The 21620-nt window shown below is 65.5% G+C and carries 22 protein-coding genes; 17 read left to right on the forward strand and 5 right to left on the reverse strand.

Translation table 11 applies throughout. The features are described from left to right. The first annotated feature begins 137 nt into the window (after positions 1-137). Positions 138-386 carry a DUF3551 domain-containing protein gene (locus tag WI560_RS13210; RefSeq protein WP_375308830.1) on the forward strand — a complete coding sequence of 83 codons (249 nt, stop codon included), beginning with the start codon at positions 138-140 and terminating at the stop codon, positions 384-386. Between the two features lie 69 nt (positions 387-455). On the opposite strand, the gene WI560_RS13215 is transcribed toward WI560_RS13210, so the two are convergent. Beyond that, positions 456-728 (reverse strand): DUF3551 domain-containing protein, encoded by a 273-nt coding sequence (locus WI560_RS13215; RefSeq protein ID WP_375308355.1) that lies wholly within the window; start codon positions 726-728, stop codon positions 456-458. A 245-nt stretch (positions 729-973) separates the two neighbouring features. Continuing rightward, positions 974-3394: a lytic transglycosylase domain-containing protein gene (locus WI560_RS13220; RefSeq protein ID WP_375308831.1), complete on the reverse strand. Its 2421-nt coding sequence runs from the start codon at positions 3392-3394 to the stop codon at positions 974-976. A gap of 277 nt (positions 3395-3671) precedes the next feature. On the opposite strand from WI560_RS13220, the gene dapA reads away from it, so the two are divergent. Genes dapA through WI560_RS13240 form a run of 4 tightly spaced genes read left to right on the forward strand, consistent with a single transcriptional unit; the run spans position 3672 to position 6147 of the window. Then, the gene (dapA, locus tag WI560_RS13225) at positions 3672-4562 is read left to right on the forward strand and encodes a 4-hydroxy-tetrahydrodipicolinate synthase (protein ID WP_375308356.1); all 891 of its coding nucleotides are present in this window, start codon (positions 3672-3674) and stop codon (positions 4560-4562) included. Positions 4563-4616: 54 nt separating this feature from the next. Next, positions 4617-5030 (forward strand): large conductance mechanosensitive channel protein MscL, encoded by a 414-nt coding sequence (mscL, locus tag WI560_RS13230; RefSeq protein ID WP_028169878.1) that lies wholly within the window; start codon positions 4617-4619, stop codon positions 5028-5030. Positions 5031-5090: 60 nt separating this feature from the next. Further along, positions 5091-5564: an SsrA-binding protein SmpB gene (gene smpB / locus WI560_RS13235; protein ID WP_027530006.1), complete on the forward strand. Its 474-nt coding sequence runs from the start codon at positions 5091-5093 to the stop codon at positions 5562-5564. Positions 5565-5568: 4 nt separating this feature from the next. Continuing rightward, complete coding sequence (locus tag WI560_RS13240) at positions 5569-6147, forward strand: peroxiredoxin (RefSeq protein WP_375308357.1); 579 nt, start codon at positions 5569-5571, stop codon at positions 6145-6147. On the opposite strand, the gene WI560_RS13245 is transcribed toward WI560_RS13240, so the two are convergent. Beyond that, complete coding sequence (locus WI560_RS13245) at positions 6144-6818, reverse strand: uracil-DNA glycosylase (RefSeq protein ID WP_257195082.1); 675 nt, start codon at positions 6816-6818, stop codon at positions 6144-6146. The two genes, WI560_RS13240 and WI560_RS13245, sit on opposite strands and share 4 nt — an antisense overlap. Next, positions 6799-7443 (reverse strand): NYN domain-containing protein, encoded by a 645-nt coding sequence (locus WI560_RS13250; RefSeq protein ID WP_028135957.1) that lies wholly within the window; start codon positions 7441-7443, stop codon positions 6799-6801. The genes WI560_RS13245 and WI560_RS13250 overlap by 20 nt, the downstream gene beginning before the upstream one ends. 329 nt (positions 7444-7772) lie before the next feature. Here WI560_RS13250 and rpoZ point away from each other — a divergent pair, with 329 nt between their 5' ends. The 12 genes from rpoZ to WI560_RS13310 all read left to right on the forward strand — a co-directional run bounded on the left by rpoZ (position 7773) and on the right by WI560_RS13310 (position 20469). Next, the gene (gene rpoZ / locus WI560_RS13255; RefSeq protein WP_008133017.1) at positions 7773-8165 is read left to right on the forward strand and encodes a DNA-directed RNA polymerase subunit omega; all 393 of its coding nucleotides are present in this window, start codon (positions 7773-7775) and stop codon (positions 8163-8165) included. A 205-nt stretch (positions 8166-8370) separates the two neighbouring features. Further along, a complete protein-coding gene (locus tag WI560_RS13260; RefSeq protein ID WP_257180120.1) occupies positions 8371-10656 on the forward strand; it encodes a bifunctional (p)ppGpp synthetase/guanosine-3',5'-bis(diphosphate) 3'-pyrophosphohydrolase in 2286 nt (761 codons plus the stop codon). A gap of 45 nt (positions 10657-10701) precedes the next feature. After that, positions 10702-11454, forward strand: coding sequence for a pyridoxine 5'-phosphate synthase (locus WI560_RS13265; RefSeq protein ID WP_375308358.1), 753 nt, complete (start codon positions 10702-10704; stop codon positions 11452-11454). Beyond that, positions 11451-11870: a holo-ACP synthase gene (gene acpS / locus WI560_RS13270; RefSeq protein ID WP_375308359.1), complete on the forward strand. Its 420-nt coding sequence runs from the start codon at positions 11451-11453 to the stop codon at positions 11868-11870. Before WI560_RS13265 ends, acpS begins: the two co-directional genes overlap by 4 nt. A 249-nt stretch (positions 11871-12119) precedes the next feature. Beyond that, the gene (gene lepB, locus WI560_RS13275; protein ID WP_028135961.1) at positions 12120-12884 is read left to right on the forward strand and encodes a signal peptidase I; all 765 of its coding nucleotides are present in this window, start codon (positions 12120-12122) and stop codon (positions 12882-12884) included. Beyond that, complete coding sequence (rnc, locus tag WI560_RS13280) at positions 12881-13702, forward strand: ribonuclease III (RefSeq protein ID WP_257195079.1); 822 nt, start codon at positions 12881-12883, stop codon at positions 13700-13702. The genes lepB and rnc overlap by 4 nt, the downstream gene beginning before the upstream one ends. Beyond that, the gene (gene era, locus WI560_RS13285) at positions 13692-14618 is read left to right on the forward strand and encodes a GTPase Era (RefSeq protein WP_028135963.1); all 927 of its coding nucleotides are present in this window, start codon (positions 13692-13694) and stop codon (positions 14616-14618) included. The genes rnc and era overlap by 11 nt, the downstream gene beginning before the upstream one ends. 21 nt (positions 14619-14639) lie before the next feature. After that, positions 14640-15020, forward strand: a complete 381-nt coding sequence (locus WI560_RS13290) for a hypothetical protein (RefSeq protein ID WP_375308360.1) — start codon at positions 14640-14642, stop codon at positions 15018-15020. Between the two features lie 147 nt (positions 15021-15167). Further along, positions 15168-15920 (forward strand): DNA repair protein RecO, encoded by a 753-nt coding sequence (recO, locus tag WI560_RS13295; RefSeq protein ID WP_375308361.1) that lies wholly within the window; start codon positions 15168-15170, stop codon positions 15918-15920. Positions 15921-16020: 100 nt separating this feature from the next. Beyond that, on the forward strand, positions 16021-16308 hold the full coding sequence (locus WI560_RS13300) for a hypothetical protein (protein ID WP_375308362.1): 288 nt from the start codon (positions 16021-16023) through the stop codon (positions 16306-16308). 60 nt (positions 16309-16368) lie between these two features. Further along, positions 16369-18627, forward strand: a complete 2259-nt coding sequence (gene parC / locus WI560_RS13305) for a DNA topoisomerase IV subunit A (RefSeq protein WP_375308363.1) — start codon at positions 16369-16371, stop codon at positions 18625-18627. A 297-nt stretch (positions 18628-18924) separates the two neighbouring features. Continuing rightward, positions 18925-20469: a GMC family oxidoreductase gene (locus tag WI560_RS13310; protein WP_375308364.1), complete on the forward strand. Its 1545-nt coding sequence runs from the start codon at positions 18925-18927 to the stop codon at positions 20467-20469. A gap of 353 nt (positions 20470-20822) precedes the next feature. Here WI560_RS13310 and WI560_RS13315 read toward each other — a convergent pair whose 3' ends face one another. Beyond that, positions 20823-21578 (reverse strand): SDR family NAD(P)-dependent oxidoreductase, encoded by a 756-nt coding sequence (locus WI560_RS13315; RefSeq protein ID WP_375308365.1) that lies wholly within the window; start codon positions 21576-21578, stop codon positions 20823-20825. Between the last annotated feature and the right edge of the window lie 42 nt (positions 21579-21620).

Raw genomic sequence — 21620 nt, forward strand, 5'->3', positions numbered from 1 at the left:
TTGCGGGCAGTGCACCGAGTACCTAAATGGTGGGCTGCTTGAGCGCGGCGCTGCTTGAGAGCCGGCAGAAGGAGCTTCCGACCATGAACATTTCGACAATCTGGAGACGGATGCTCAGCGTGCTCGCCGCCATATCAATGGTTGCCGTGGTCACGCCGGTATTTGCGCCGGCCGCTGCCGCACCCGTCGACTCGAGCTACCCGGTATGCCTCCAGCAATGGGAGTGGGGCGGCAGCAACAGGATTTCCTGCAGCTACCGGACGTGGGAGGAATGCAAGGCTTCTGCGCTGGGCTTGCCGGCGATGTGCCTGACCAACCCCTATTGGTCCCCGCCGACTTCAGCCCGCCCATCTCACCGCCGATCCGCCCCCGACAGAATGTGGTAGGGATCGAATCCTGAGGTCAGAGGCGGGTCTGAGCGTGACCTGCGCACTCTCACGAGAGCGGTCAGGCGACTATCTTGCACCTCTCCCCTCACGGAAGGCATAGGTCGGGTTCAGCCCGCAGGCATCGATCGTGCCAGACGCAGTCGCCAAGCACTGCGCGTAAGTGGAGAACTGGCAGTTGCCGGGATAGCCCCATCGCAGCCCCTGCAGGCAATAGCGATCCTGAATGGCCTCGGCCTGCCGGGGTTGCTGGCGGTTCTTGCCGTAGGCAGCCGAGCCGCCGCCCGGAAGAGCTGACAAGAACACGGCCGCGATCGCGAATGCACCGACTATGCGCAACATGATATGTCTCCAGGTTTGTCGAGCCTATCAACCGATGGGTGGCAAAGCCGGTTCCAATTATATCGCAATGGGGTCGGGACCGTCATGGAATCATGCCGAACGCCTGCCGCACAGCGACCTGAACGTCGAAGCGATCACGGTGAACCCTCGTCGCGCTCTGGATCGCTGTTTGAGCATGTTTCGGAATACCGCGGCGCACCTTCCCGGATCGTCCTCCGGGACGGGGCCAGCTCCATCGATGCGTGCTATTCCACGCTTGCGGCGCCGCGACGCAGATCGGCCTCGATCTGCAGGCGCGTGCCGCCGCCGAAGCGGGCGCGGTAGACCTGAAGGTTCTCCATGATCCGCTGCACGTAATTGCGCGTTTCTGAGAACGGAATCAGCTCCACCCAGTCGACCGCGTCCACCTTCGGGTTGCGCGGATCGCCGTAGCGTTCGACCCACTTCTTCACGCTGCCGCGACCGGCATTGTAGGCGGCAAACGTCATGATGTAGGAGCCGCGGTAATCCTCGAGCAATCCGCCGAGCTCGGCCGAGCCGAGCGTGGCGTTGTAGACCGAATCGTTCTTCAGCCGGCCCAGATCGTAAGTGGCGCCGTGGCGCTTGCAGACGTAGCGTGCAGCGTCCGGCGTCACCTGCATCAGCCCGTAGGCCTGCGCCGGTGAAACCACGCGTGGGTTGAATGCGCTTTCCTGCCGCGCGATGGCGTAGATGATGCTGCGCTCGACCTCGGGGCCGATCGGCGTGAACTGCGGAATGCCGTTGACGGGGTAGGCGTAGAAGTCGAACGGCAGGCCGCGATTGAGCGCAGCCTTGCCGAGCAGGAGCATGCCGCGCGCGTCGCTGTAGCGTTGGGTGAGCTCGCCGAGGCCGGCGAGCGCTTCGGGATCGCCGTTCTCGCCCATGTCGGCCAGCAGCGGTATCGCCATCTCGCGCTCGTCGAGCTCGTACAGCAGATGCGCAGCGCGGACGATCTCCAGCCGGTCGGCGCCGCGGCCACGCGGCGGATTGTTGAGCTCGATCTGCGGCAGGCCGAGCTTGGCCCGCGCGAGCTGGCCGTAATAGCTGGTCGACTGTTCGGCGGCGCGCGCATAGGCGTTGCGCGCCTCCTGCTGACGACCCATCGCTTCCGCGGCGCGGCCCTGCCAATAGCCGGCACGCGCCAACGCGGTCGGATTGACGCTGCCGACGCCGATGCGGGCGAAATGCTGCGCGGCGGCGGCGGGATCGTTGAGGAAGCGCAGCGCGATCCACCCGGCGGTGAACTCCTGCTCGGTCTTGTAGATGTCGCGCGAGGGCAGCGCGGCATCGCGCGCGATCAGATAGGCGCTGCGGAATTCCTCGGTGTCGATCATCTTGCGCGCCAAAAGGCGCCGCTCGATCCACCATTCGTCGAGATTGTGGAGGCGGCCCGGATCCTTCGGCGCCGACAGCATCAGCTGGGCCGCCTCGGCAAACTTCTCCTCGCGGCGCAAGAGCTGGATCTTGCTGAAGAGGAAGCCGGGATCGTTGTGCAGCTCGCGCGGCACCGCGTCGAGCAGCGCGCGCGCGTTCGGCGCTTTCTTGACCGCGGCGATGCGGGCCTTGGCGAGCGCGACATAGCCGGCGCCGAGGCGCTTTGCGGCGCGCAGCGCGGCCTCGTTCTCGCTGCCGTAGAGCAGGGTGTCCATCCGCGCCTTCTGATCGCCCGGCGACAGTAGGGCGCCGAACTGGTCGAGCGCGTTGTTCTCGGTGTCCTCCGACATCGGATCGCTGCGCCAGGCCTCGCGCACCAGCCGCTCGGCGTTGGCGCGGTCGCCGCGCGTCAGCATCGCCTTGGCGAGCATGAAGCGGCCCTTGGCGGAGATCGGAGACTCGTGCTCGAACCACGACCACGCCACGGAATCGTCGCGCCTGTCGTCCCACATCGCAGCTTCGAGGCGCCGGCGCAGGAAGGTCTGCGACGGCCAGCTCGGATTGGCGGAGAGGAAGGCGCGGTAGCGCTCCACGCTCGCGCCGTTGTCCTCGCTGCGCAGGATGATCCATTCCGCGAGCTTGCGCGCGACAGGATCCGAGATGCCGGCCGCCGCATTGGTGGCGTCGGCCGCCTTGCGCTTGCGCACCAGCTCGATCACGCTCTCCAGCGTCTCCTTGTCGCCCTGCGACGTCGACGACGTCGCTGCGACCGCGGCCGGGACGACCGGCTTGCGCGGGGTAGCATGCTGGCGGGTCGCCGGAGCCAGCACGGGGGCTGCGGCGGGGCGTGGGGGAGGGGCGGAAGGTTTGACCGCGGCCGTCGCGGGGGCTGCTTTCGGAGGGGAACCGCCGGCAGCCGGATGTGCTTTCGGCGCAGGCGCCGCTGCGGCAGCCGTTGGGGCGGGCTTGGGCTTGTCCTTCGCCGCGTCTTTCCCGGCGCTCTTGCCAGCCTCCTTGCCGACCTCCTTGGCCGGTTTCTTCGCGGCGTCCTTGGCCGGCGCGGCAGCCGCGCCCTTGCTCGCGCCCTTGGCTGTATCCTTGGCTGTATCCTTGGCTGTATCCTTGGCCGTGTCCTTGCCGGATCCTTTGGTGTCCTTGGACGAGCCTTTGGCTGCATCCTTGGATGCGTCCTTGGCGGCCGGCTTTGCGGTTTCCGCAGGCGTCTCATTGGACTTGGCCAGGGCGGCACATCCTACCGACAGCCCTGCCATCAGGCACAGGACCAGTCCGGTGGACCGCCAGGCGGCACGAGGGAATGAGGTCACGGGTATCGTCGCCCCGAATCAGTCAAGTGGCTCAAGATCTAGCTGTATTTGATTGAATATGCGGAGAAAATACCAACAGCCGCTTACCTCGGACCGATTTGCACCATCACCGCGGCAAAATCGCGGCCTAAACGGTGCGTCACTCGGCAGCGGGTCTTTTACCGGCGGGACAGACCCGATATGAATGGCGCTTGCTCGAGATCGCCGCGTACGGAGGAAGTCCATGGCAGCCAAGACGAAATTCCGGGGGTCGTTCACCGCCTTGGTCACCCCCTTCAAGAACGGTTCGCTGGACGAGGCCGCGTTCCGCTCGCTGGTCAACTGGCAGATCTCGGAAGGCACCAACGGCCTGGTCCCCGTCGGCACCACCGGTGAGAGCCCGACGCTCAGCCATGACGAGCACAAGAAGGTGGTCGAGTGGTGCATCGCTGAAGCCAAGGGCCGCGTGCCTGTCATCGCGGGCGCCGGCTCCAACTCGACCAAGGAGGCGGTCGAGCTCTCCCAGCACGCCGAGAAGGCGGGCGCGGACGCCGTGCTGGTGGTGACGCCCTACTACAACAAGCCGACCCAGGAAGGCATGTACCAGCACTTCAAGGCGATCAACGACGCGATCGGGATTCCGATCATCATCTACAACATCCCGCCGCGCTCGGTGATCGACATGTCGGTCGACACCATGAAGCGGCTGTGGGAGCTGAAGAACATCGCCGGCGTCAAGGACGCCACCGCCAGCATGGTGCGCGTGTCGCAGCAGCGCGCGGCGATGGGCGAGGACTTCAACCAGCTCTCCGGCGAGGACGCCACCATCATCGGCTACATGGCGCATGGCGGCCACGGCTGCATCTCGGTGACCTCGAACGTCGCGCCGCGCCTGTGCTCGGAGTTTCACGCCGCCTGGCAGAAGGGCGACACCAAGGCGGCGCTGGCGATCCACGACAAGCTGATGCCGCTGCACAACAACCTCTTCATCGAGAGCAATCCGGCACCGATCAAGTATGCGATGTCGCTGCTCGGCAAGCTGGACGAGACGCTGCGCTTGCCGATGGTGCCGGTCAGCGAGCCGACGCGCGTTGCGGTGCGCAGCGCCATGGTGCACGCTGGGCTGATCAACTGATGGGTTGACCAATCGGGGAGGCCGTTCATGAGCGTCGACGACAAGGGCAGGCGGATGCTCACGGAGTTCCGCGAATTCGCCATGAAGGGCAACGTCGTCGATCTCGCGGTCGGCGTCATCATCGGCGCGGCCTTCGGCGCCATCGTCACGTCGCTGGTCGGTGACATCATCATGCCGATCATCGGCGCCGCCACCGGTGGCCTCGACTTCTCGAACTACTTCGCCCCCTTGTCGAAGGCGGTCACAGCCACCAACTTAGCGGATGCGAAAAAGCAAGGCGCCGTCCTTGCTTACGGCAGCTTCCTGACGCTGACGATCAACTTCATCATCGTTGCCTTCGTGTTGTTCCTGGTGATCCGCGCCATGAACACGCTGAAGCGCAAGGAGGAGGCCGCGCCCGCCGCGCCGCCGAAGCCGTCGGCCGAGGTCGAACTGCTGACCGAGATCCGCGACCTCCTCAAGAAGTGACGCGCGCGCTTCATCCAAACTGTTAGCCTTGCTGCGCATCTCGATCGGGTTTGTCCTCTCATGGCCGATAAAAACGAACGTCCAATCAAGGTCATGGCGGAAAATCGCAAGGCCCGCTTCAACTATGCGATCGAGGACACGATCGAGGCGGGCATTGCGCTGACCGGCACCGAGGTCAAGTCGATCCGCAACGGCAAGAGCACGATCGCGGAATCCTACGCCGATTCCAAGGACGGCGAGATCTGGCTGATCAACGCCACCATTCCCGAATATCTCCAGGGCAATCGCTTCAACCACGAGCCAAAACGGCCGCGAAAACTGCTGCTCCATCGCCGGCAGATCAACAAGCTGATGGGCGCGGTCGACCGCGAGGGCATGACGCTGATCCCGCTCAAGCTCTATTTCAACGAGCGTGGCCGCGCCAAATTGCAGCTGGCGGTTGCAAAGGGCAAGAAGCTGCACGACAAGCGCGAGACCGAGAAGAAGCGCGATTGGAGCCGGGAGAAGGGGCGCCTGATGCGGGCGAGGGGCTGACGAGATGACCCAGCGGAACCTGCTCGAGGTCGATTGGAGCCGGATTCCCGCACCGGTCGATGACGGCGCGGCCGCGCATCTCACCGGCATGGTGCTGCCGCCGATCGGCCTGCTCGCGACCAACGACACCTCGGTGACGCTATCGACCCTGCGCGGCCGGACCGTGGTGTTCGCCTATCCGCGCACCGGCGAGCCCGGCAAGATCGCGCTGGTCGACGATTGGGACATGATCCCGGGCGCGCGGGGTTGCACGCCGCAGACCTGTGCGTTTCGGGATCTGTTCGCCGAGCTGAAAGCCGCCGGCGCTGCCCACGTGTTCGGCCTCTCGACCCAGAGCAACGCCTACCAGACCGAGATGGCCTCACGGCTGCATCTGCCGTTCCCCGTGCTGTCGGACGAGAAGCTGGCGCTCACGCGCGCGCTGAAGCTGCCGACCATGGAAGTCGCGGGCCTCACGCTGATCAAGCGCCTCGCGCTGATCATCGACGATGCATGCATCACGCACGTCTTCTATCCGGTGTTTCCGCCCGACCGGAACGCCGGCGACGTGCTGGACTGGCTCAAGGCCAACCCCAGGAGCTAATCCAGGTCCGCCTTCACCTTCGCGAACACGCTGCGGAACATGTCAGGCGTCAGCACGCCGGTGTTCGTGTTGTAGCGCGAGCAATGGTAGCTGTCGTAGAGCTTGAATGCGCCGGCCTGGTGCACGGCGCCATGGCCGAACGGGGCCTCGGAAGCCTTCAGCTTCAGCGGCTTGAGCACGCTGTCGTGCGCAATTCGCCCGAGCGCAATGATCGCGCGCAGCTTCGGCATCGTCTCGAGATTGGCGACCAGGAACCGCCGGCAGGTGTTGATCTCGACCGGCAGCGGCTTGTTCTGCGGCGGCACGCAATGCACGGCATTGGCGATTCGGCAGTCGATCAGCTTCAGGCCGTCATCGGGACGCGCCTGGTAGGTACCCCTGGCGAATCCGTATTCGAGCAGCGTGGCGTAGAGCAGGTCGCCGGCATAATCGCCGGTGAACGGCCGTCCCGTGCGGTTGGCGCCCTGCATCCCCGGCGCGAGGCCGACGATCAGGAGGCGCGCCTTGATGTCGCCGAAGGGGGCTACCGGCGCATTGTGCCACAAGGGCTCGCGCGCGCGGTTTGCCTCGCGAAAGGCAACCAGGCGCGGACAGAGCGGGCAATCGCGGTCGGGAACGACGGTAGGAGGCTGGCGGCTCGGCCGAGCCGCCTCACTCCTCGAAGTCGTCATCGCCCCTCGGCGCCATCGTGGTTGCGCGCTGGAGGAATTGCGGGGCGTGGTGACGGGCTTCGCGCTCGCCGCGGTCGCGCGGGGCGGGGCGTTCGGACGGATCACGGCCGAGCTTGGACTGCAGCTCCACGAGGTCGGTGAAGACGTCGGCCTGGCGGCGCAGCTCGTCGGCGATCATCGGCGGCTGGCTGGCGATGGTGGAGATCACCGTGACCCGCACGCCGCGGCGCTGCACGGCCTCGACCAGGGAGCGGAAGTCGCCGTCGCCGGAGAACAGCACCATCTGGTCGATGTGCTCGGCGAGCTCCATGGCATCCACGGCGAGCTCGATGTCCATGTTGCCCTTGACCTTGCGGCGGCCGGAGGCGTCGATGAACTCCTTGGTCGCCTTGGTGACGACGGTGTAGCCGTTGTAGTCCAGCCAGTCGATCAGCGGGCGGATCGAGGAATATTCCTGATCCTCGATGATGGCGGTGTAGTAGAACGCCCGGAGCAGCGTCCCGCGGCCCTGAAACTCCTTCAGCAGGCGCTTGTAGTCGATGTCGAAGCCCAGAGTTTTCGCCGTCGCGTAGAGATTGGCCCCGTCGATGAAGAGCGCGATCTTGTTGGTAGGAGAAGGTGACATTCAGTTGCTCGCGTAGTGTTCGTGTTTGATCGTTTTATTGTTGGCGCGGCGACAGCAAGCCGCGCGTTTCCAGAGTGCCGCTCAGACCCGTCGAAACCGCAAATCCGGAGAAGTCGGGGCAATCAAGGTATAGTTATGACGGACTTGCATACACCCGGCGCTACCCTTGATGGCAACCCGGGAAACCACCCATCCCAGCCCCAATGTGGGGGTAGCAGAGCCGTTTGGCGAGGCCAAATCACAAATTGGCCTTGCGAAACCGCCCCGGCCCCTATAACTAGCCCCAATCATCCACATATTTCGTCCCACCCACAACGGAGCGACAGTCCATGGCTCGCGTCACCGTAGAAGATTGTATCGACAAGGTCGACAACCGGTTTGACTTGGTCCTGCTGGCCGCCCACCGTGCCCGCATGATCTCGTCCGGTTCACAACTAACGGTTGACCGCGATAACGACAAGAACCCTGTTGTGTCTTTGCGCGAAATTGCCGACACGACCATTTCGCCGGAGGACCTCCGCGAGGAGCTGGTGCACTCGCTCCAGAAGTTCGTCGAGGTCGACGAGCCCGAGCCGGATACGGTGCCGCTGATCGGTTCCGCGGGTGCGAGCGTCGATGCGGACGATACCGAAGTCGCCGTCGAGCGCATGACCGAAGAGGAGCTCCTGAAGGGTCTCGAAGGCCTTGCGCCGCCCGAGGAGCAGCCCGAGGAGGACGAGTAAATCGTCCGTCGCGATCGTCGACTTCTTGTGATCTGATCAAAGGCCCGAACCGTCGTTCGGGCCTTTGCTTTTGTTGACGTTTTCGTGGTTACCATAGCGTTGTGGTCGGCGCTGCGTCCTGTCACTGAATTGATCGGACGCAAGCGCGATCGGAGCTAAGATGTATACAACGGGCCGGCCCAGGCCCGCTTGAAGGCAGGACGGCATGGTATATCGGCGCCGCAGATCCACGCAGATGCAGGCCGCAACCGAATCGGTTGCCGTGGCCCCGACTGCGCCGGTCGCGCGCCCGGCCAAGCCGCGCGCGCGCATGATGCGTCAATATGACCTCGTCGAGCGCGTCAGGTCCTACAATCCCAACACCAACGAAGACCTGCTGAATCGCGCCTATGTCTACGCCATGAAGGCGCATGGTTCGCAGACCCGCGCCTCGGGCGATCCGTATTTCTCGCACCCGCTCGAAGTCGCGGCGATTCTCACCGACCTGAAGCTCGACGACGCCACCATCGTGGCGGCGCTGCTCCACGACACGATCGAGGACACCGAGGCGACGCGGGCTGAGATTGATCAGATTTTCGGGCCGGAGATCGGCGCTCTGGTCGAGGGCCTGACCAAGCTGAAGCGGCTCGAGCTGGTGTCGCGGGAGGCCAAGCAGGCCGAGAATCTGCGCAAATTGCTGCTGGCCATTGCCGATGATGTCCGCGTGCTTCTGGTCAAGCTCGCCGACCGTCTGCACAACATGCGCACGCTGGATTTCGTGCCGACGGAATCGCGAAGGCGCATCGCCGAGGAGACGCTCGACATCTACGCGCCGCTCGCGGGGCGCATGGGCATGCAGGAAATGCGCGAGGAGCTGGAGGATCTGTCCTTCCGCACCCTCGATCCCGAAGCCTATTCGGTGGTGATGCAGCGCCTCGACGCGCTCGCCGAGCGCAACCGCAATCTGATCGGCGAGATCGAAGACCAGCTCTCCAACAATCTGCGCCACAGGGGCTTGGGGGCGCGGGTCTATGGCCGCCGCAAGAAGCCGTTCTCGATCTGGACCAAGATGGAGCGCAAGTCGGTCGGCTTCGAGCAATTGTCCGACATCTTCGGCTTCCGCCTCGTCGTCAACGACATCGAGTCCTGCTATCGCGCGCTCGGCATCGTCCACACCACTTGGCCGGTCGTGCCGGGGCGCTTCAAGGACTACATCTCGACACCGAAGCAGAACGACTATCGCTCGATCCACACCACGGTGATCGGCCCCGGCAACCAGCGCGTCGAGCTGCAGATCCGCACCGAGGCGATGGACCAGATCGCCGAGCGCGGCATTGCCGCGCACGTCTTCTACAAGGAAGGCGTGGGGTCGCCGACCGAATTCCTCAAGCGCGAGTCCACGGCGTTCGCCTGGCTGCGCCACACCATCGGCATCCTCTCGGAGAGCGCCAATCCGGAGGAATTCCTCGAGCATACCAAGCTCGAGCTGTTCCACGACCAGGTGTTCTGCTTCACCCCGAAGGGCAAGCTGATCGCGCTGCCGCGCCACGCCAACGTGATCGACTTCGCCTATGCCGTGCATACCGATGTCGGCAACAGCGCGGTCGGCTGCAAGATCAACGGCCAGTTCGCGCCGCTATCCTCGGAGCTGCAGAACGGCGACGAGGTCGAGGTGCTGACCTCGGAGGCGCAATCGGCGCCGCCATCGGCCTGGGAGACGCTCGCGATCACCGGCAAGGCGCGCGCCGCGATCCGCCGCGCCACGCGGACGGCGGTGCGCGATCAATATGCCGGTCTTGGCCGGCGCATCGTCGAGCGCCTGTTCGAGCGCGCCAAGATCGAATATGCCGACGACAAGCTCAAGGGCGCGCTGCCGCGGCTCGCCCGGACCTCGATCGAGGACGTGATGGCGGCCGTGGGGCGCGGCGAGATCAAGGCCTCCCACGTCGCACGTGCGATGTACCCCGACTACAAGGAGGAGCGCATCGCGCGCTACGGCGTCAAGAAGGGGCTTGCCGCCAAGCTCAAGGAGAAGTCCTCGGAGCAGCCGCGCAGCCCGGTCGCGATTCCGATCCGCGGCATCAATTCCGACCTGCCGATCAAGTTCGCGCCGAACGGCGGCGCGGTGCCGGGCGATCGCATCGTCGGCATCGTCACGCCGGGCGAGGGCATCACGATCTACCCGATCCAGGCGCCGGCCCTGAAGGATTTCGAGGAGGAGCCGGAGCGCTGGCTCGACGTCCGCTGGGACATCGAGGATTCCGCGCCGCAGCGCTTCCCGGCGCGCATCAAGGTCGAGAACGTCAACGAGCCCGGCGCGCTGGCGCAAATCGCGACCGTGATCGCCGAGCACGACGGCAACATCGACAACATCAGCATGCAGCGCCGCTCACCGGACTTCACGGAAACGACAATCGATCTCGAAGTCTACGATCTGAAGCATTTGAGCGCGATCCTGGCCCAGCTGCGCGCCAAGGCGGTCGTCGCCAAAGTCGAACGTGTTAATGGATAGGCGCATCTCGCATGCGCCGGTCCCTCCGATTCTGTGAGCCCTGAAATGCCCGCTTCGAAGCTTCGCCTCGGTGTCAATATCGATCACGTCGCCACCGTGCGCAACGCGCGCGGCGGCCGCCATCCCGATCCGGTGCGGGCGGCGCTGCTGGCGATCGAGGCCGGCGCCGACGGCATCACCGCCCATCTGCGCGAGGATCGCCGGCACATCCGCGACGAGGACATGGCGCGGCTGAAGGCCGAGATCTCCAAGCCGCTCAATTTCGAGATGGCGGCGACCGACGACATGATGCGCATCTCGCTCGCGACCAGGCCGCATGCGGTGTGCCTGGTGCCGGAGCGCCGGCAGGAGGTGACCACCGAAGGCGGGCTGGATGTGGTCGGCCAGCGTGACGCGCTCGCGCCCAATATCGCGCGGCTGAGCGATGCCGGCATCCGGGTCTCGCTGTTCATCGCTGCCGATCCCGCCCAGATCGAGATGGCGGCGCGGCTGCGCGCGCCGGTGATCGAGATCCACACCGGCGCCTGGTGCGACGCAATGGTCGACGGCCACCGCGCCAAGGCCGAGGCCGAATGGCAGCGGATCGTGGCGGGCGTGAAGCTGGCCAAGGCCGCCGGGCTCGAGGTCCACGCCGGGCACGGGCTCGACTACGCGACCGCGGAGACGATCGCGGCCCTGCCTGAGATCATGGAGCTCAACATCGGCTACTACATGATCGGCGAAGCGCTGTTCGTGGGGCTGGCCGAGACGGTGCGCCAGATGCGCGCGGCGATGGACCGGGGCCGGAGCCGGGCATGATCATCGGCATCGGTTCCGACCTGATCGACATCACCCGCGTTGCCAAGGTGATCGAGCGCCATGGCGAGCGCTTCCTCGACCGTGTCTTCACCGCGGCGGAGCGGGCCAAGGCGGAGCGCCGCGCCAAGAACGAGAAGATGGTGGTGGCGACCTACGCCAAGCGCTTCGCCGCCAAGGAGGCCTGCTCCAAGGCGCTCGGCACCGGGATCCGGCGCGGCGTCTGGTGGCGCGACATGGGGGTGGTCAACCTGCCGGGCGGGCGGCCGACCATGCAGCTGACCGGCGGCGCCCTGTCCCGGCTCCAGGCCCTGACGCCTGATGGCTTCGAAGCCCGGATCGACGTGTCGATCACCGACGACTGGCCGCTGGCGCAGGCCTTCGTCATCATTTCCGCCGTGCCGCTGCCGAAATCCTGACGCGGCGTCGTGGATTTTGCGATCTTCGTTGTAAATCAATGTCTTACCCAGTTTTGATGCGATCCTTGATTGCGTGGCCTCCGACAACCGTCTAAAAGTCCGCGGACGCAAATCAGCCTGGGCGGGTCCGGCTTTACGCCGGAATTGGCCCTCACTGTCAGAATCAGGACAATCTCCTTGCGCCGCGAACCGGTGGGCTGTTCGCGGGAGGAGGGCGCTCTGTGATCGCCGGCCGGAATTGAGAGAGCAATGAGCGTGACTTCGGGAACGAAAACTGAGAGCGGCGTCGGCGAAACGATCCGAGTCGTGATCCACGCTCTCCTGATCGCGCTGGTGATCCGAACCTTCCTGTTCCAGCCCTTCAACATCCCGTCCGGCTCGATGAAGGCGACGCTGCTGGTCGGCGACTATCTGTTCGTCTCGAAATATTCCTACGGCTACAGCCATTATTCGATTCCGTTCTCGCCGCCGCTGTTCTCCGGGCGGATCTGGGGCTCGGACCCGGACCGCGGCGACATCGTCGTGTTTCGCCTGCCCAAGGACGATTCCACCGATTACATCAAGCGCGTGATCGGCCTGCCCGGCGACCGCATCCAGATGCGGGACGGGCTGCTCTACATCAATGATACGCCGGTCGAGCGGCAGCGGATGAGCGAATATATCGGCGAGGAGCCCTGCGGCTCGGAAGGCGGCGGCATCTCCCGGGTGAAGCGCTGGAAGGAAACACTGCCGAACGGCGTGTCCTACGAGACGCTCGACTGCGCCGACAACGGCTACGTCGACAACACCAACGTCTACACCGTGCCGTCAGGCCATTTCTTCATGATGGGCGACAACCGCGACAACTCCACCGATAGCCGCTTTCTCGGCCAGGTCGGCTATGTGCCGAAGGAGAATCTGATCGGCCGCGCCCAGATGATCTTCTTCTCCATCGCCGAAGGCGAGCATGCCTGGATGTTCTGGCGCTGGCCGTGGGCGGTACGCTGGAATCGCTTCTTCAAAATCGTCCGATGAAAGACGAAGCCAAGGACATCCCGATCCAACCGGCCGAGGCGCAAGCCGCTCCTGAGGGCGAAGCTGCAGCGAAGACGCCTGCCAAGAAGAAGCGGACACGCAGCCGCAAGGCCAAGGGCACCGATGCGAATGCGGCGCTCGAGGCGCGCATCGGCCACAGCTTCACCGATCCGAACATGCTGATGCAGGCGATCACGCATGTCTCGGCGCTGAAGTCCGGGCGCAAGCGCGGCGACAGCTACCAGCGCCTGGAATTCCTCGGCGACCACGTGCTCGGGCTCGTCGTCTCCGACATGCTCTATCACGCCTTCCCGAACGCCGACGAGGGCGAGCTCTCCAAGCGTCTTGCCGAGCTCGTGCGCAAGGAAAGCTGCGCCGACGTCGCCAAGTCGCTCGGACTGCTCGACGACATCAAGCTCGGCTCGGTCGGCTCCAGCGCCGATGCCCGCCTGCGCAAATCCATCCTCGGCGACATCTGCGAGGCCGTGATCGGCGCAGTCTTTCTCGACGGGGGCTACGCAGCGGCGTCCGAGTTCGTCAGGCGCAACTGGACCGAGCGCATGCACAAGCCGCGCCGTCCCTTGCGCGATCCCAAGACCGTGCTGCAGGAATGGGCGCAAGGCAAGGGGCTGCCGACGCCGGTTTACCGCGAGGTCGAGCGCACCGGCCCGCATCACGATCCGCAGTTCCGCGTCGCCGTCGACCTGCCGGGCCTCGCGCCGGCCGAGGGCATCGGCGGCAGCAAGCGCGCGGCAGAAAAGGTGGCAGCTTCGGTGATGATCGAACGCGAAGGCGTCGGCGGCAGCAATGACGGCTGAAGCAAGCGGCGAGGCGCCCGTTGCGACGCGCTGCGGCTTCGTCGCGCTGATCGGCGCGCCGAATGTCGGCAAGTCCACGCTGGTCAATGCGCTGGTCGGCGCCAAGGTTACGATCGTCTCGCGCAAGGTGCAGACCACGCGCGCGCTGATCCGCGGCATCGTGATCGAGAACAACGCGCAGATCATCCTGGTCGACACGCCCGGCATCTTCCTGCCGAAGCGGCGGCTCGACCGCGCCATGGTCTCGACCGCCTGGAGCGGGGCGCATGACGCCGATCTCGTCTGCGTGCTGCTCGATGCCAAGACCGGCATCGACGAGGAGGCCGAGGCGATCCTCACCAAGGCTGCCAGCGTCAATCACGAGAAGATCCTGGTCATCAACAAGGTCGACCTGGTCCAGCGCGAGAAGCTGCTGGCGCTGGCGCAGGCCGCCAACGAGCGCATGAAGTTCGCGCGCACCTTCATGATCGCGGCGATCTCCGGCGACGGCGTCGATGATCTCCGCAGGACGCTCGCCGAGATGGTGCCGCCTGGTCCGTTCCTCTATCCCGAGGACCAGATGTCGGACGCGCCGATGCGGCAGCTGGCGGCCGAGATCACGCGCGAGAAGATCTATCAGAAGCTGCACCAGGAACTGCCCTACCAGTCCACGGTCGAGACCGACAAGTGGGAGGAGCGCAAGGACAAGTCGGTGCGGATCGAGCAGACGATCTTCGTTGAGCGCGAAAGTCAGCGCAAGATCGTGCTCGGCAAGGGCGGCGCCACCATCAAGTCGATCGGCGCGGACTCCCGGAAGGAGCTGATGCAGATCCTGGACGTGCCGGTGCATCTGTTTCTCTTCGTCAAGGTGCGCGAGAATTGGGGCGACGATCCCGATCGCTACCGCGAGATGGGTCTGGACTTTCCGAGAGAATAACCAAGAAAAGATCGGTATCCGATGAGCGTGCCCAGCAACGTCAGGCGCTTCGAAGCGCTGCTCTATGCATCGTTGATGCTGGACGCCTTGTCGGTGGCGGTGCAGGACCGCACGCCCAATGCCCAGATGACCGAGCAGATGATCATGACGGGGACCCTGCTCGCCGGCGGCATGATCCTGCTCCTGCTCTATTTCGTCCGGCTGGCCGCGCGCGAGCGCAGGAACTGGCCGCGCTGGGTGCTGGCAGCAGCGCTCGTGCTGTCGGTGATCTCGCTCGGCCAGATCATCGGCGCGAAGGGCCTCGAGCTCGACAGCGCCATCGAGATCGTGTCCTGCGCGCTGACCACGATGGGCCTGTATTTCTCCTTCACCGGCGACGCGCAGGGCTGGTTCAACGCGTAGCGTGTTGCACGATGCCGTAGTGCGTAGGGTGGGCAAAGGCGCGCTCTTCGCGCGCCGTGCCCACCGTCTCGCGCCGTCGATCAAATCCGTGGGCACGCTTCGCTTTGCCCACCCTACGACAGCTCGAAATGGGCTACACTTGACTCCATGGAATGGACCGACGAAGGCATCGTGCTGGGGGTGCGGCGGCATGGCGAATCCAGCGCCATCGTCGAGCTCCTGACGCGCGCGCACGGAAGGCATCTCGGCCTCGTGCGCGGCGGCGCCAGCTCGCGGCTGCGGCCGCTTCTGCAGCCGGGGAACAGCGTCAGCGCGGTCTGGCGGGCGCGACTCGACGAGCATCTCGGCACCTATACGATCGAAGGGCTCAAGCTGCGCGCGGCCACGCTGCTCGGATCCTCCCACGGCGTCTACGGCGTCACCCATCTCGCCTCGATCGCGCGCCTGCTGCCGGAGCGCGATCCGCACGAGGAGATCTTTGCCCTGCTCGAGCATGCGCTCGACGATTTCGAGGACATCGGGGGGGCGGCCGTGCACCTCATCCATTTCGAGCTGGCAATGCTCGCCGAGCTCGGCTTCGGGCTGGCGCTGGAAAACTGTGCGGTGACCGGCGAGACTGCCGACCTGATCTACGTCTCGCCGAAATCCGGCGGCGCGGTGTCGCGCGGCGCCGGCGAGCCCTGGCGTGACCGCCTGTTGCGCCTGCCGCCGTTCCTGCGCCAGGGCGAAACCGCCAGCGACCTGACCGAGCAGGACCTCCAGGACGGCTTTCGGCTCACCGGCCTGTTCCTGCTGCGTCACGTGCTGGAGCCGCGGGGGCAGGGCCATTCCGACGCACGCGCGGGCTTCATCAACGCCCTGATCCGGCAACAGGCGCGGGCCGCGATTCCCGCGCCATGAGTAAAATTGAACTCTGCCTTGTCCTCTCTTACTGAGTTCCGCGGGAACGAAATCGGGGCCATCGAGTTCGCCCTTAGGTTCCACAACGGGGACAGCCCAAATGTTAATCAGGGGATTCGCCTTTTCCGCGGCGCTGCTCGCGTTCGCGCCCGAAGCATGGGCCGGCGAGCCGCAACCCGGCGTGTTTCGCCGGGCGTCCTGCACCGTCGTGCGGTATTATGTGGCCAAATATTCTGCTGCCGCCGCAGAGGCATGGGCGCGGTCGAAGGGGGCGACGGAGGCTGAAATCGAGACCGCCCGGCGCTGTCTGGCCACTGCCCCGGCGCCGGCCCAGGACAAGATTAAGGACAAGACCCAGACCGTGACGGCCGGCTGGGCAGGGCACTAGCGACCCACAGGGAACCAATCCATCCTTGCCCGATTCCCTTCCACGGTTTAACCGGGCGGCATGGGAAAACGAATCGTTCCGCCGGAAGAACCGGCCGAAATTCACGAGGTGCCGCTGCGTGAAGCGCTGGAAGAGCGCTATCTCGCCTATGCGCTCTCCACCATCATGCACCGCGCGCTGCCGGACGCGCGCGACGGCCTGAAGCCGGTCCATCGGCGCATCCTCTACGGCATGCGCCTGCTCAGGCTCGACCCGGGCACGGCCTTCAAGAAATCCGCCAAGATCGTCGGCGACGTGATGGGCTCGTTCCATCCGCACGGCGACCAGGCGATCTACGACGCCATGGTGCGCCTCGCGCAGGATTTCTCCTCGCGCTACCCGCTGGTCGACGGCCAGGGCAATTTCGGCAATATCGACGGCGATAACCCGGCCGCCTACCGCTACACCGAAGCGCGCATGACCGACGTCGCGCGGCTTCTGCTCGACGGCATCGACGAGGACGGCGTCGAATTCCGCGCCAATTACGACGGCCAGTCGAAGGAGCCGGTGGTGCTGCCCGGCGGCTTCCCGAACCTGCTCGCCAACGGCGCGCAGGGCATCGCGGTCGGCATGGCGACCTCGATCCCGCCGCACAACGCCGCCGAGCTTTGCGACGCCGCGCTGCACCTGATCGAGAAGCCCGACGCGAAATCCAAGGCGCTTTTGAAGTGGGTGAAGGGCCCGGACTTCCCGACCGGCGGCATCATCGTCGATTCCAAGCAGGCGATCGCCGAGGCCTATGCCAGCGGCCGCGGCTCGTTCCGCGTCCGGGCGAGGTGGGAGCAGGAGGAGGGCGCGCGCGGCACCTGGGTCGTCGTCGTCACCGAGATTCCCTTCCTGGTGCAGAAATCGCGGCTGATCGAGAAGGTGGCCGAGCTGCTCGACCAGAAGAAGCTGCCGCTGGTCGGCGACATCAGGGACGAATCGGCCGAAGACGTCCGCATCGTGATCGAGCCGAAGTCGAAGAACGTCGATCCCGCGTTGATGATGGAATCGCTGTTCCGGCTGACCGAGCTCGAGAACAAGATTCCGCTGAACCTCAACGTGCTGATCAAGGGCAAGGTGCCCAGGGTCGTGGGCCTTGCCGAGGCCTTGCGCGAATGGCTCGACCATCTGCGCGACGTCCTGCTCCGCCGCAGTAACTACCGCAAGGCGCAGATCGAGCACCGGCTGGAAGTGCTCGGCGGCTTCCTGATCGCGTATCTGAACATCGACAAGGTGATCAAGATCATCCGCACCGAGGATGAGCCGAAGCCGGCGCTGATGAAGGCGTTCAAGCTCACCGAGGTGCAGGCCGAAGCCATCCTCAACATGCGCCTGCGCTCCCTGCGCAAGCTCGAGGAGATGGAGATCCGCACCGAGGACAAGAACCTCCGCAACGAGCTCAAGGGCATCAACGCGGTGCTCGCCTCCGAGGCGGAGCAGTGGAAGAAGGTCGGCGAGCAGGTCGGCAAGGTCCGCGACATGTTCGGGCCGAAGACGCCGCTCGGCAAGCGCCGCACCACCTTTGCCGACGCGCCCGAGCACGATCTCGCCGCGATCGAGGAGGCCTTCGTCGAGCGCGAGCCGGTGACGGTCGTCGTCTCCGACAAGGGCTGGATCCGCACCATGAAGGGCCATGTCGAGGATCTCTCGGGGCTCGCCTTCAAGCAGGACGACAAGCTCGGCTTCGCCTTCTTCGCCGAGACGACCTCGAAGCTCTTGCTCCTCGCCACCAACGGCAAGTTCTACACGCTCGACGTCGCCAAGCTGCCGGGCGGGCGCGGTCACGGCGAGCCGATCCGCCTGTTCATCGACCTCGAGCAGGAGGCGGCGCCGGTTGCGCTGTTCGTCAACAAGGGCGGGCGCAAATTCCTGGTCGCGAGCCACGAGGGCCAGGGCTTCGTCGTCAACGAGGACGATTGCGTCGGCACCACCAAGAAGGGCAAGCAGGTCCTCAACGTCGACATGCCGAACGAGGCGCGCGCGATCACCGAAGTGGTCGGCGACACCGTCGCGGTGATCGGCGAGAACCGCAAGATGCTCATCTTCCCGCTCGACCAGGTGCCGGAAATGGCGCGCGGCCGCGGCGTCCGCCTGCAGAAGTACAAGGACGGCGGCCTCTCGGACGTGACCGTGTTCGAGGCCAAGGCCGGCCTGACCTGGAAGGACTCCGCGGGCCGCGAATTCTCCGCGACCATGAAGGAGCTCGCCGAGTGGCAGGGCACCCGCGCTGACGCCGGCCGCCTGCCGCCGAAGGGTTTCCCGAAGTCGAACAAGTTCGGCAAGGTGATCGGGTAGGGCGTTTGGTGTCCCGGATGCGCTGCAGCGTGCAACGCTGCTGCGCAGAGCCGGGACCCACGCCACACGGAGCACACGGAGACATGGGCCCCGGCTCTGCAGCGCACCGCTGACCGGACGATGCTTCGCATCGCCGGGATAGCGCTGCGCTGCGTCCGGGGCGCCAGCCAAGGTGTGGTACACAATCTGTCTCCTCACCGTCATTGCGAGGGCCACTTGCCAATTCGCATTCCGCCGCTCTGCGACGTCTGGTACGGTCCACGACGCCGGTATTCTGGAATGTCGAGAAGTAGCGCGATGTACGATGTCATTGTTGTCGGCGGCGGCTCCGCCGGTGCGGCGGTTGCGGCGCGGCTGTCGGAGGATCCCGCGCGGCGCGTGCTGTTGCTGGAGGCGGGCCGCGACTGGTGCGCGGACGAGGCACCGTGGGAGGTGAGGACGCCGAATCCGATCCCGATCATCCACAAGCGCGAGTACCAGGAGAAATGGCAATGGCCTGATCTGCTGTCGCGCCGGGTCGCCGGGCAGGCGCCGCGCTTCTACTGGCGCGGCAAAGGGCTCGGCGGCTCGTCGATGATGAACGGCCAGATCGCCATCCGCGGCGTGGCCGACGCCTTCGACGAATGGGCCGCCAATGGCTGCACCGGCTGGTCGGCCAGGGAGGTGATGCCGCTGTTCTCCGTGATCGAGGACGACCTGGAGTTCGGAGATGCCGAGGGCCACGGAAGCGGCGGGCCGCTGCCGGTCTATCGCGCGCCGCTGGAGAAATGGGGACCGATCGATCGCGGCTTGCGCGATGCGGCGCTGGCGAGCGGCTATCCCTGGTGCGCCGACCTCAACGGCCCGGACGGCGAGGGCGTTGCCTGCTACCCCATCAACAGCCGCGACAGCCGCCGCATCAGCACCAATGAGGGGTATCTCGAGCCGGCGCGCGGCCGCGCCAATCTGGAGATTCGCGGCCACGCGCTGGTCGATCGCGTGCTGATCAGCGACGGCCGCGCCACCGGCGTCCGCGTTCATAGCGAGGGGCAGGGCACCCACGAGATCGGCGCGCGCCAGATCGTGCTGTGCGCCGGCGCCATCCACAGCCCGGCGATCCTGCTGCGCTCGGGCATCGGGCCGGCCGAGGAGTTGAAGGCGATGGGCATTGCGGTCGCGCGTGACCTGCCCGTTGGCCGCCACTTCTTCGATCACCCGCTGTTTCGCGCCACGATCCAGCTCCGCGAGGAGTTGCGGCCGACCGATCCGGACACCCGCCATACCAATTGCTGCGTGACCTATTCCTCGGGCCTCGCCGCCGGCGGCAAGCGCGATATGATCCTGATCGCCTTCAATCATCGCGGCATCGGGGTAGCAGGCGCGATCGGCGCCGGGCTGTTCAACGCGTATTCCCGCGGCACGCTCAGATTGGCCTCGCCCGATGCCGCGATCGATCCTGTCGTCGAGGAGAACATGCTGGCCGATCCCCGCGACATGCTGCGCATGATGGATGCGGTGAGGCGCCTCGCGGTGATCGCGTCGCAACCGGCGCTGGCGGTCATCGCCGACTGGATCCGGCTCGCCGACACCGACCTGACGCTGCCGCAGGCCGCCAGCCTGCCGGACCGCGAGCTCGACGCGGTGCTGCGCCGTGAGACCGGCGACATCCAGCACGCCGCCGGCAGCTGCCGCATGAGCGGCGTCGATGATCCCGATGGCGTGGTCAATCCCGACGGCACGGTGAAGGGCATTTCCGGCCTGCGCGTCGCCGACGCCTCCATCATGCCGTCCGACTGCCGCGCCAACACGCATTTCACCACGGTGGTGATCGGGGAAGCGATCGCGCGGATGATGATGCGGTAGGACTGCCGCGCCAGATTCCTCTTATTGTTCCGCCGTGTCGTATGCGCGGCAAGCGATTGCTCACGGTGTCCCGCCCTGCAATGCCGCTCGCGCCGACGCCGTCGCGTCCATCGCTGCCCAGCCCGCGTTCGTGACGATCGCGATCCGCCCCTCGTCTCGGGCCAGGGTGTTTTGCTTGTACGACAAATCCGAATTTCGGTAAAGTGGAATATTTTGCGCGGCGGGGGTTGACAGACGGCATGGTCAAACTGACCGCCTGTTTTGCCCGACGGGCACGCGAACGTGACAGCCCGGCCCGCAAAGGCCGCCGCAAGCGCTTGCAGCGGCTTTGCATGTCTGTGAGCCAATGGTCTTCAGATCGTCTGGCCGCCTGATACTTCGATCCGTTGCCCCGTAACCCAGCGATTGTCCTCACTCAGCAGGCTCGCGACCATCGGACCGATATCATCCGGGACGCCAACGCGGCCCAGCGCAGTCATGGCGGCGAATTGCTTGTTCACGTCGGGATTGTCGCGCACCAAGCCACCACCAAAGTCGGTCTCGATCGCGCCGGGCGCAACGCTGTTGACGCGGATGCCCCGCGGCCCAAGTTCCCTGGCCATGCAGACCGCCATCATGTCAGCGGCGGCCTTCGCCATGGTGTAGACGGCGAAGCCCGGATAGGTGACGCGCGTCAAGCCGCTGCCGATGGTGACGATCGAGCCACCGTCCGCCATCAGTGGCAGCAAGGCCTGGGTGAGGAAGAATACGCCTTTGACATGCAGATTCATCTGCTGATCGAACTGCGCCTCGGTGGTCTCGCTGAGCGGAGCGAAGAGGCCGTCGCCGGCATTGTGCACGAGGTAGTCGAAGCTCTCGCGGCCGAATGTCTCCTTCAGCGTCTGGGCGAGGCTTCGCGCGAAGGAGGGAAAGTTGGCGACGTCGGCGCTGTCCAATTGAAAGGCCACGGCCCGGCGTCCCAGCGCCTCGATCTCGGAAACGGCACTTTGCGCGAGATCCGCACGGCTCCGATAGGTGATGATGACATCGCTGCCCTTGCGCGCGATGTTGACCGCCATGTTGCGGCCAAGGCCGCGGCTCGCACCGGTGACGATTGCAATTTTAGCCATGTGATGTCTCCTTCGTTTGACACGGCGAAGGTGGCACGCACC

It is taken from the genome of Bradyrhizobium sp. A11 (assembly GCF_042077125.1).
Classification (GTDB): domain Bacteria; phylum Pseudomonadota; class Alphaproteobacteria; order Rhizobiales; family Xanthobacteraceae; genus Bradyrhizobium; species Bradyrhizobium japonicum_B.